This window comes from Bradyrhizobium sp. I1.14.4 (assembly GCF_050435825.1).
Classification (GTDB): Bacteria; Pseudomonadota; Alphaproteobacteria; order Rhizobiales; family Xanthobacteraceae; genus Bradyrhizobium.
Window position 1 is genome coordinate 79,451 of sequence record NZ_JBNDLA010000027.1, and the last position, 11,339, is coordinate 90,789.

8 protein-coding genes are annotated in these 11,339 nt (G+C 65.5%); 4 read left to right on the forward strand and 4 right to left on the reverse strand.

The features are described 5' to 3' along the window. Window positions 1-21: 21 nt before the first annotated feature. Together ABIB78_RS32915 and ABIB78_RS32920 are read right to left on the reverse strand one after the other, a co-directional pair. On the reverse strand, window positions 22-1,674 hold the full coding sequence (locus tag ABIB78_RS32915; RefSeq protein ID WP_429032347.1) for an acetolactate synthase large subunit: 1,653 nt from the start codon (window positions 1,672-1,674) through the stop codon (window positions 22-24). An 84-nt stretch (window positions 1,675-1,758) separates the two neighbouring features. Beyond that, on the reverse strand, window positions 1,759-4,602 hold the full coding sequence (locus ABIB78_RS32920) for a M1 family metallopeptidase (RefSeq protein WP_429032349.1): 2,844 nt from the start codon (window positions 4,600-4,602) through the stop codon (window positions 1,759-1,761). 66 nt (window positions 4,603-4,668) lie between these two features. Between ABIB78_RS32920 and ABIB78_RS32925 the strand changes: the two genes are divergently transcribed. Then, entirely contained in the window at window positions 4,669-6,123 is a 1,455-nt protein-coding gene (locus tag ABIB78_RS32925) for a GH1 family beta-glucosidase (protein ID WP_429032351.1), read from the forward strand. A gap of 55 nt (window positions 6,124-6,178) precedes the next feature. Here the strand turns inward: ABIB78_RS32925 and ABIB78_RS32930 are convergent, their stop codons facing one another. Both ABIB78_RS32930 and ABIB78_RS32935 read right to left on the reverse strand, forming a co-directional pair. Continuing rightward, on the reverse strand, window positions 6,179-7,672 hold the full coding sequence (locus tag ABIB78_RS32930; RefSeq protein ID WP_429032353.1) for a flavin-containing monooxygenase: 1,494 nt from the start codon (window positions 7,670-7,672) through the stop codon (window positions 6,179-6,181). Between the two features lie 218 nt (window positions 7,673-7,890). Then, window positions 7,891-8,340, reverse strand: a complete 450-nt coding sequence (locus ABIB78_RS32935) for a cupin domain-containing protein (RefSeq protein ID WP_429032356.1) — start codon at window positions 8,338-8,340, stop codon at window positions 7,891-7,893. Between the two features lie 262 nt (window positions 8,341-8,602). Between ABIB78_RS32935 and ABIB78_RS32940 the strand changes: the two genes are divergently transcribed. From ABIB78_RS32940 to ABIB78_RS32950, 3 genes are all read left to right on the forward strand, one after another. Continuing rightward, window positions 8,603-9,631, forward strand: a complete 1,029-nt coding sequence (locus ABIB78_RS32940) for an AraC family transcriptional regulator (protein ID WP_429032357.1) — start codon at window positions 8,603-8,605, stop codon at window positions 9,629-9,631. A gap of 97 nt (window positions 9,632-9,728) precedes the next feature. Next, window positions 9,729-10,595, forward strand: a complete 867-nt coding sequence (locus tag ABIB78_RS32945) for a S1C family serine protease (protein WP_429032359.1) — start codon at window positions 9,729-9,731, stop codon at window positions 10,593-10,595. Continuing rightward, window positions 10,592-10,960, forward strand: coding sequence for a response regulator transcription factor (locus tag ABIB78_RS32950; RefSeq protein WP_429032362.1), 369 nt, complete (start codon window positions 10,592-10,594; stop codon window positions 10,958-10,960). The genes ABIB78_RS32945 and ABIB78_RS32950 overlap by 4 nt, the downstream gene beginning before the upstream one ends. Window positions 10,961-11,339 lie beyond the last annotated feature (379 nt).

An 11,339-nucleotide genomic window follows, 5' to 3' on the forward strand; every position in this document is an offset into this window, starting at 1 on the left:
TTGACCCGCTGCAGCAATCCGTCAGGAGACATCGATCTGCTGCACCTTCTCGCGCAGCTCGTCGACCAGCACCCGCTTGTTCTCGGAATAGTCGACCGGCATCACGACGAGGTGCACGCCGCCGCCGGCGAAGGCCCGCTCCAGGGTCGGCACGATTGCCTCCGTGCTCTCGATCCGCGAACCCTTGGCGCCGTAGCTCTCGGCGTATTTGACGAAATCCGGATTGCCGAAGGTGAGGCCGAAATCGGGGAAATTGTCGACCGCCTGCTTCCAGCGGATCATGCCATAGGCAGAGTCCTCCAGGATCAGGATCACCAGATCGAGCTTGAGGCGGACCGCGGTTTCGAGCTCCTGCGAGTTCATCATGAAGCCGCCGTCGCCGCAGACCGCGAGCACGCGGTTCTTTGGATACAGCATCGCCGCCATCATCGCCGACGGCAGGCCGGCACCCATGGTCGCGAGCGCATTGTCGAGCAGCAACGAGTTCGCCAGCAGCGTGCGGTAGTTGCGCGCAAACCAGATCTTGTACATGCCGTTATCCAGCGCGACGATGCCGTCGTCGGGGATGACCTGCCGCACATCGTGCACGATGCGCTGCGGCGTCGGCGGCCAGCGGCCCTCGGTGGCGCGATCGGTGATCTTCGCCAATATGCCTTCGCGCAGGCTGAGCAGCGCACTCGCATGCGGCAGCTTTCCCTCGACCCGATCGGCCAGCAGTTCGAGGCTCGGCCCGACATCGCCGATCACCTCGCATTGCGGGAAATAGACCTGCTCGACATTCGCCGCCGTGTAGCTGACGTGAATCACCTGCGGCCCCTTCGGGCCCATGATGAAGGGCGGCTTCTCGACCGTGTCGTGCCCGATCGCGATAATGAGATCGGCGCGGTCGATCGCCTCATGCACATAGTCGCGCTCGCTCAGCGCGGCGGTCCCCATGTATTGATTGGTGCCGCCGGATACCGTGCCCTTGCCCATCTGGGTGGTGAAGAACGGGATCTTGGTCCGCCGCACGAAGTCGCCGATTCCGGCGGTAGAGCGCGGGCGGGATGCCGCCGCGCCGAGCATGATCAGCGGGCGCTGCGCTTTCAGGATCATGTCGGCGGCGCGGTCGAGCGCAGCCGCATGCGCGATCGGAATTTCGATCGGATGCGGATGCACCAGCTCGACCGGCGCAATCTCCTCGCGCGCGATGTCCTCCGGCAGTTCGAGCAGCACCGGCCCAGGCCGTTCCTGGGTCGCGATCCGGAAGGCGTCACGGACCAGCGTCGGAATGGTGGCGCCGCTGACGATCTGCAGCGACAGCTTGGTCAGCGGACGGAACGTGTTGACGATGTCGACGATCTGGAACTTGGCCTGCCGGCTGCTCAAGATGCCCTTCTGGCCCGTGAGCATCACCATCGGCATCGCGCCGAGCAGCGCATAGGCCGCGCCGGTGGTGAGGTTGAGCGCGCCGGGGCCGAGCGTCGTCATGCACACGCCGGGCCTTCCGGTCAGCCGGCCATAGGTCGCCGCCATGAACGCCGCAGCCTGCTCGTGACGGGTCACGATCAGCTTGATCGAGGATTTGCGCAGGCTCTCGACCACGTCGAGATTCTCCTCGCCGGGGACGCCGAACACCCGTTCCACGCCCTCATTCTCGAGGGCCGCGACCAGCAAATCGGAACCTTTGACCATGTCAGCCTCGCATCGTTGATTGCATGCCGCGCACGGAGCATAGCCGCATCGCGCGCCGCCGGAAACTCCCTCGCGAGCTCACGGCTAGTGCGCCCTGATCCAGGCATCAGCAGCGGGCAGCACGCGCGCGGCAAGATCGGCCGAGATCGCGATCGCTTGCGAGGCGCGCGCCACCATCACCCGCCCGCCGCCGGTCGATTGCGGCGGGGCAAACGCGGCCAGTTCCGCCGCGTGGGCCTGATCGGCAAAATTGGTCATGAAGTTCGGCACGAACTGATCGCGGAAGTTCGGCCCCTGCTTGGCCAGCAAGGTATCGAAATTGGCCTGGACGAAGTCCCAGGCAAGCTGCGGCTGCTCGCCCACGGACGCAACCGCATTGATCATCCCTGTCACGATCGTATCGGGCAACTCGTTGGTCAACGTCAACGCCAGCGTCGCGCGCGCCAGCTCGGCATCGCGGGCACTGGCCGCCGCCAAATAATAGCGCAACCGCTCATTGGTCGCCGTGCTGTTGCGCGCGAGCGCCAGCAGCCTGTCATAGGTCGCGCGATCGGCCGTGCTGCCGACGACATGAGTGACCGCATCGCGCAGCGCGGTTGGAAGCGAGTTGGGATCATCCAGGAACGCCGCAAAGCGCCGCTTCGCTTCCGCCACGACAGAGGCGTCGCCGAGATCGCCAAGTGTCGAGATCAGGCTTGCGCGCAGCAGCGCAGTGTCATCGTCGCCTGAACCGCCGCCATCCCATCCGATCCGATCGAATACCGGGCGCAACTTCGCCCGGGCGTAGGCCTGGATTACCGGCCGTTCGCTGCGGTCGTGCGACAGCCGATTCAGCGCAGCGAATGTCGAGATCACCTGATCCCACACCGCGCGATGGTCGCCGGCATCGAGCGCATCGAGCAGCGCGAGATAGGACGGCGCCTCGGCGCGGCCGGCCTGAACCAGCGCCCAGCTGTCAGTGACGACATTGAGCCGGTCGGCGACCTGCATTTGCGGGAAGGCGTTCAGCAATGCCGCGCGGTTCTTCGGCCCGTACTCGACCCTGAAATAGCCGACGTCGCCGAGATTGACCTTGATCGCATCTCCGCAGGCGCCGGCCGGGATATCGCCGCTCCCCTTCAGCAAGATCTCGTCAAACGGCTTGCCGGGCGCCGGTCCCACCGCAACCGGAATCTGCCAGCTGTGGGCCGGCAGCGGCGGATCGCGGGCTGGCGCGATCACGAACCGATCCTGCCGCAATGTCAGCCGTTGCGCGGCACCATCGCAGGCCGTCTCGGCCACCACCAGCGGCACGCCGTCCTGCTCGGTGAAGGAGGCGGCGATGCCGGTGATCGTCTTGCCGCCGGAATTTTCAAGCGCCTGCCAGAGATCGGCGGTCGTCGAGTTGCTGTAGGCATGCGCGGCCATGTATTTGCGGATGCCGTCGCGGAACGCCTGCTCGCCGAGATAGGTCTCGAGCATGCGGATCAGTGCCTGGCCCTTGCTGTAGGTGATGGCATCGAACGCCGTGACCGCCTCGCTGTGATCGGCGATCGGCTGCTGCACCGGATGCGAGGTACGGCGCGCATCGAGCGCCATGGCGAACTGTTTCGCGCCGTAGCCGTTCAGCCAGCTCTGCCATTGCGGATAGAACCGCTCCGAGGCCTTGGTCGCCATCCAGCTCGCAAAGCCCTCGTTGAGCCAGAGATTGTCCCACCACGCCATGGTGACCAGATCGCCGAACCACATATGCGCCATCTCGTGCGCGATGATGGCGAAGATGCCGCGCCGCGCGGTCTCGGCATTGATCGCGGGGTCGAACAGCAGCCGGCTCTCGAAGAAGGTGATGCCGCCCCAATTCTCCATCGCACCGCCGAACCCGCCCGGAACCGCAATCAGGTCGAGCTTCGGCAACGGATATTTCACGCCGAAATAGTCGTTGTAGTAGGCGAGCAGCTTCACCGCGCTGTCGAGCGCGAACCGGCCCTGCCCGCTCTTACCTTCCGTCGTCACCACGCCGATCATGACGCCGGCCGCATCCGCCGTGACGCGCTCGAGCTCGCCGACCGTGAGCACGAACAGATAGCTCGACATCTTCGGTGTCGGCGCGAACGCAACCTTCTTGAGATCGCCTGCGACCGGCTCCTCACTCGTCACAGGCATGTTGCCGACCGCGAGCAGATTGCGCGGGATCACGACGGTCAACGCAAAGCTCGCCTTGAACGACGGCTCGTCCCAGCATGGAAAGATGCGCCGGGCGTCGGCCGGCTCGAGCTTGCTGGAGATCAGCCGCTTGATCCCGGTCGGGGTCGGATAATCGACCGAGAACAGGCCGGTGCCGAATTTGTTGATCTGCGCCGTGAAGGCAATGCGCAGCTTGTGACGGCCCACCGCAAGCGGCTTGGCGAAGGTCAGCATCGCGGTCTGCGCGGTAGCGTCGGTCGCCACGACCGCGCGCTGCGCACCGTTATCGATCGTAACCTCGCCGAATGTCGTGTTGATCGCGTTCAGCGTCAGCTGCGCAGTCGCCTCGCGCACCTCGATGTCGACGGTCTCGACGCCAGGCAAAGCGAGGCTAGAGAAATCCGGCGTCAGCTCGATCGCGTAGTTCAGCGGAATGACTTTCTTCGGCAGCTTTCCGGGCGTGCCGTCGAACGAAAATGTCTGCTCGGCCTGCGGGGTCGCGGCCGTCGCCAGCAGCAAGCCGATCGCCGTGGCAAGACGACGCAGCAGCGCGGTTCGAAGATGGGTTGCAGGCTTGTTCATCGCGCGCGGCTCGCCAGGATTGCAGGGATTTTCGGATGTCATTGCGGAAGGGCTAGCCGGCAATCTAGAGGAGAAAATGTCGCCACAAAACTGACAACTCCGCGACATCGGGATCACAACGGTTCGGATCGATTGGCGTACCGCTCGCTGCGGCGCTCCGGCCTCTCGGCCCTTGTTGCTCAACGGCGGGATGGAAGGCTAACCTGCGGCGGGCATTCCAGCCGCGGCATCCGGCGACGGGAGAAAACAATGTTTGGAAAGTTCTCGCGCCGGCAGTTTGCGGGCCTTGCAGGCCTCTCGGCGCTCGGCCTGCCTGGCGCGGGTGAGGCCGCGAACCAGGTTCCGCGGCCGGACGGCGCGAACTTTCCCGCCGGCTTCGTCTGGGGCACCGCGACCTCATCCTATCAGATCGAGGGCGCGGTCAATGAGGACGGCCGAGGGCGATCGATCTGGGACACATTCACCCGTACATCGGGCAAGATCGAGGACGGCTCTACCGGCGATCGCGCCAACGACCACTACCACCGCTACAAGGAGGACGTCCGCCTCATCAGGGATCTCGGCGCCAGGGCCTATCGCTTCTCGATCGCCTGGCCGCGGGTGTTTCCCGATGGCACCGGCGCGCCGAATCCGAAGGGCCTCGACTTCTACAACCGCCTGGTCGACGAGATGCTCGCCAACGGCATCGAGCCCTACGCCACGCTCTATCACTGGGACCTGCCGCAGGCGCTGCAGGACCGCGTCGGCGGCTGGCGCTCGCGCGACACCTCGAAGGCGTTCGGCGACTACGCGGGCTATGTGGCGCAGCGGTTGACCGACCGGGTCAAGAACATCTTCACCCTCAACGAGGTCGGGCGTTTCCTGCCGTTCGGCTATGCGCTCGGCGTCGACGCGCCCGGGCTGAAGCTGCCGCCGGCCGAGGTGAACCAGGCGCGCCACCACGTCGCGCTGGCGCATGGGCTTGCGGTGCAGGCGATCCGCGCCAAGGGCCGTGCCGGCACGCGGGTCGGGCCGGCCGAGAACATCACCGCCTGCGTGCCCGCATTCAACACGCCGGAGAACATCCGCGCCACCGAGATCGCGACGCGCGAGCTCAATGCGGGTTTCCTCGGTGTCGTGCTCGAAGGCAAGTACACCGAGGGCTTCCTGCAATATGCCGGCGCCGACGCCCCCAAATTCACGGCGGACGAGTTGAAGATCATCTCGCAGCCCAACGATTTCGTCGGGCTGAACATCTATGCGCCGCAGTGCTACATTCTCGCCACGGACGGTGCCCCCGGCTGGAAGCCGCTGCCGATGCCGGCTTCCTTCCCGCATATGAGCTCGGAATGGCTGCGGATCGCGCCGGAAGTGATCTACTGGGCGCCACGGATTGCCGCCAAGCTGTGGAACATCAAGAGCATCTACATCAGCGAGAACGGAACGTCCGGCGAGGACAAGATGCATCCTGACGGCCAGATCTACGACCTCGACCGCATCATGTTCCTGCGCAACTACCTCGCCCAATTGCAGCGCGCGACCGCCGAAGGCGTCCCGGTCCACGGCTATTTCCTGTGGAGCCTGATGGACAATTTCGAATGGATCTTCGGCTATCAGAAGCGCTTCGGCCTCTACCGGGTGGATTTCGAGAGCCAGGCGCGGGTGCCGAAGCTGAGCGCGGCGTTCTATCGCGACGTGATCGCGCGCAACGCGATCGGGGTGTGATGCTCGAAGGTCCTGTCCAGCCAGGAGCACCTCCCCTGATCCCGTCAACCGCGGGTCACGCCACCGCCTTGTACTCGGGCGCGGTCGCGAGGAAGCGGGCATAGGCGTCCGCGTCCGGTGGCGTGAACTTCTCGACGAGCGGGTTGCGGCGCGACGCCTTGGTGCCGATGTCCGCCAATAGCTCGTCGAAATGCTTGAAGTGGTAGGGCGCGACGCACAGCCCGCCATAGACGCCTGCTGCCGGACGCTCGACGCGCTTGAAGTTCAGCATCATCGCGATGTTGTCATGCATCTCGGCCGCGCTCGGCTGCCGCGCGAGCTGGCCGTCGGCGTAGCGCACCAGCCAGTTCGCCGCGAGTTCGGCGCACAGCACGGTGCAGAAGCTCGAGTTGAAGCCGACAAAGCCCATGTCGGGCAGATCGGGATTGGCGATCAGCCGATAGAGCCGGTACTGCCCGTCGGGCTCGACCAGCTTGTTCTGATACTCCTCGGGGAGGAACGGCACCCCGAGCTTGTAGCCGATCGCGAGCACCGCCACGTCGGCCGCGATGCGCTGGCCGCCGCTCATCACGATGGTCTTGCCGTCATAATGATCGAAGGTGCCCTGCACTGCCTTGATCCGGCCGTCGGCGACCATCGGATAGAAGCCGGGGGTCGCGATCGGTACCGAGCAGTTGACGCCGTCCTCGATCCGCTCCTTCGGCACCATGCCGCACTGCTTCAGCTTGAGCTGCATCTTCAGCATGCTCTCGAGCCCGCGCCAGTTGGCCCAGACGAACGGCTTTGCAACGGCATGCGCGAAGCGTCCCATCGGCCCGATGCCCCAGCTCGCAAACATCTGCTCCTGCGCGCGGATGTAGAGGATGCGCTTGAAGTTGACGAGGCCGCCGACGAAATAGGGAATCCGCCAGACCGGCTCGCGAAACACGATAGTGACCTCGCTGGCGCCGGAACTGACTGCATTCACAGCGATGTCGGTCGCCGATTTCGAGCCGCCGAGCACGACGACCTTGCGGCCCCTGGCGAGATCAGGATCGCCATATTGCGACGAGTGCAGGATCTGGCCGCCCTGCGCCTTGAAGCCGTCCTCGCCGGCCAGCGGCAGCGACTGTGGCTCGTTGAATTGCCCGGTGCAGACTGCCACGAAGTCGAAATCCTCGTGGCCGGCGGCGCCGTCGGTCGAGCGCAGCGCGAGCGTCCAGCCCGGTCTGCCGTCGGCGCGGCGCTGCATGGCCTCGACCTTGGTGTCGAACCGCATCGCGCCGTCGAGCCCATGGCTGCGCGCATAATCGCGCAAGTAGGCATGGACCTGCGGCCCCTTAGGCCATTCCGGATAGGATTGCGGCATCGCTCTGTCGGTGTAGCGATAGAGCTCCTTCGGGCTCTGGGTCTGGACGTCGGGATAGGAGCGCGCCGGCTCCCAGACCCCGCCGAGATCGCCGCTGCGCTCGATGATGGTCACCTTGTGACCGCGACCGGCAAAGGTCTTGGCGGCGGCGAGGCCGGAAATGCCGGCGCCGATGACGCACACTTGCTTCTGCTTGACCATGAAACCGCTCCGCGCTGAATGAACAAATGCATTGCTTGAGCGCATGCGTCCCCTTGATCGCCGGAGCCAACTCCGACGATTGCCGCCTCGCATACGCGCTGTCTGTTTGGTCGCCGGCCTGGAGCCATTCCGTTCCGATTGAATCGGAACGGGGCTCTAGATCTTGTTTTGACGCGTTTTCTTCACGCGAACCGGTATCCACTTCGCTCGAAAACGCTTTAGTCGTTGGCTTCCGGCGGCAGGAAGTCCACCTCGTGCTCGGCGGAAATACGCACAACCTCGACGGGGTCCTGCAGATTGTGCAGCTTCTCGAACAGCGCTTCGAGCTTCTGCATCGGCGACACCCAGAACAGCGCCCGCGCCGGCTTGTCGGACTTGTTGAAATAGCCGTGCGGAATGCCGCGCGGCATGCGCACGAGATCGCCGGCCTTGGCCTGCATCCAGACGCCATCAAGCTTGAGGTCGAGCACGCCTTCCTGCACCAGGATAAACTCGTCCTGGGTCGGATGGATGTGCACCGGCACGAATTGGCCGGGATCGCTGTTGGTCTCGAACGCGAAGGTCGAGTCGGTGACCGCCTTCGGATAGTAGATCTGGCCCAGGATATTCCAGGTCTTGCCGCCGTAGCCGGTGCCGGTTCGGGTAATGCCTTTCTCGAGCGTGCCCATGCAGCCTCTCCAGTTTTGATGCGTATTGCCGACACGGAGCCTGTCGCCAGCCGGTGTGGCTGTCTAGCCGATAAACGAATCCGCACCCGGCACGATCATGCTGCAATGCGGGAGCACCGAGCCGGCGGACTGCTGCCCAATGCCGCCGCATCCGCCTGCGCGCCGATCGGGCAGATTGCGCGACGAAACGGCGTTCCCCTTTGCCGGCGAATGCACTAGGCTGCCCGATGTTTTAGACCTCAAACAACTCCGGACGGCCGGCGTGACAGCTGTTGGCAACGAGGTTTCGGCAAGGGCAAGTTCGACAAGCGCAAGGCTCAAGGATTTCGCGCGCGTCGCGACGGCGCGTGTCGATGACGCGGCCGAAGCGATCGGCCGCATCTTCTGTCCGCACGATCTGACGCCGGTCGATCGTTCGGAGCGCGATTTCTCCGCGCACCACAATTGCGCTGGGTTCGACGGGTTCTCCGTCAACTATGTCGCCTATGGCGGATCGGTTGCGATCAATCCGGGTTGCCTCGACCGCTTCTTCCTGTTGCAGATGCCGTTGTCCGGATCGGCCGCGGTGCGGACCGCCGCGCGCGAGCTCACCACCGGGCCACGACACACCGCCTCGCTGCTGTCGCCGACGATTCCGACCGAGATGACCTGGCGCGGCGACTGCGCCCAGATCATCCTGCTGCTCGACCGCAAGCTGGTCGAGCATCGCGCTGCAGCCCTTGGCGGCGTTGCGGTCCGGCCGGTCGAGTTCGATCCGGCCGTCGCGTTGCACGGGCCGCGCGGCGAGATGCTCTCGGCCAGGATCGAGCAGCTCGTAACGACAGCCGAGCAGCTCGGGCCGCGCAAAACCCTGTCCGCGGTCGCGGCGGCCGATTGGCGCGAGTCGTTCCTCAATGTCCTGCTCAACGAGCAGCGGCACAGCCTGAGTTCTGCGATCGACGTCTTCAACGGCCGCACTGAGGCCCAGCCGGCCGCCTTGAAGCGCGTGCGGGCCTATCTGGAGACCCGCGCGGCCGAGCCGCTGGATCTTGCCGAGCTTGCGGAGATCGCAGGCACCGGCATCCGCGCGCTGCAACTCGGCTTCCGCCGTCACTTCGGCACCACCGTGTCCGAGATGCTGCTCGACATCCGTCTCGCCCATCTCAACGCCCGCCTCAAGACGGCGCGGCCGGGCGAGCGCATCGTCGATATTGCATTCGACCTCGGCTTTACCCATCTGAGCCGCATGGCGAGCGCCTACCGCGCCAAGTTCGGCGAGAGCCCGAAGGCGACCCTGCAGCGGCTGAGCTGAGCGGCAGTTCCGATCGGCACGGCCGCGCCCTGCCCATCCGGCCAGTATCGCCTTTGGCCGCAGCATCCCAGATTGAGGGAAGCCAATGGAGTTTCCCATGACCGAACCCAACATCCTCTCCTCGCTGTCATCAGCCCTTGCGGAGACCATCGCGCGCGCTGCGCCCTCAGTCGTCTCCGTGCATTCGCATCGCGCGCGCGCATCCGGCTTTGTCTGGAAGGCGGGCCTTGTCGTCACCGCCGACGAAGCGCTTGCCGACGAGGGCGAAATCGAGATCCAGTTCGCCGACGGCAGCCGCAGGCCAGCGACCGTCGCCGGACGCGACCACACCACCGACGTCGCGCTGCTGCGCGTCGATGGCGACGTCGCGGCGATCAAGCTCTCGACCGAAATCCCCGCGCTGGGATCGCTCGCGGTGATCGTCGCCGCCGACCACGGCGCGCCGATCGCGCGGCTCGGCATGGTCTCGCGGTCCGGCGCCGCCTGGCGCAGCCTGCGCGGCGGCGAGATCGACGCAAGGATCGAGCTCGACGTCCGGCTGCGGCACAGCCAGCAGGGCGGGCTGGCGCTGAATGCCGCGGGTGTGCCGTTCGGCATGGCGGTGCTCGGCCCGCGCCGCGTGCTGACGATCCCGGCCGCGACCATCGAGCGGGTCGCGACCCAGCTCGAGAAGAGCGGCCGCATCGCGCGCGGATATCTCGGCGTCGGGCTGCAGCCGGTCCGTCTCGACGATGGCATCGGCGCGATGGTGATGAATGTCGACAAGGCCGGCCCCTCGGCCGCCGCCGGTATTCGCCAGGGCGACGTGATCATCGCCGTCAATGGCGAGAAACTGTCGGGCGTGCGGGCGCTGTCGCGCGGCCTCGGGCCGCAGAGCGTCGGCACCGTCGTTGAGCTCACCGTGCATCGCGGCGGCGAGCCATTGAACTTCAAGGTAACGGTGGGAGAGAGGCCCGAGACGTGAGCAGCGTGCCTGCCCCCGACATCGTCATCGCGCTCGAGATCGACGATCCCGTCCTCGCAGACCGGCTGGCGACCCTGCTCGGCAGCGTCGCCGGCCTGCGGCTTGCCGCGCCGGGCGAACAGGCGACGATCGTCGCACGCAACCGGGAGGCGGCTGCTACCAGCGACTTCGAGCTGACGCCGCGCGAGCTCGACGTGCTGGCGCTGCTGGCCGAAGGCGCCTCCAACAAGATGATCGCGCAGCGGCTCGGGATTTCCGTCCACACCGCCAAGTTTCATGTCGGCTCCCTGCTCGACAAGCTCGATGCCACCGGCCGCACCGACGCCGTCGCACATGCGGCGCGGCGTGGGGTGATCAATTTGTGAGTCCTCTCGCCGTTGACGCCAAGCGGAGGTCCCTCCACCCGTCGTCCCGGCACAGGCAGGGACCCATACGCCGCAGCAGATGTGGTTAGCGGGACTCGTCGTTCCGCCATCGCGCAACAAGCCGCATTTGGGGTTATGGGCCTTCGCCGGGACGACGGCGAGTGAGTGGCGCGGGTTGTGAGTCACACATCTGCATTCTCGCGACATGATCACGCAGCCACTGGACGCAGCCACTGGACAACGACCCCAACTCAGTGATTGCGGAAAATTCCGCCGTGCGGACGCTTAGAGTCTGTCCGAGATCATGATGTTTTTTGACAGAGCTTTCGCAGCATGAGGCGGATTGAGGCCAGGCGCAAGAACGCCAAGGCCTTTCGGT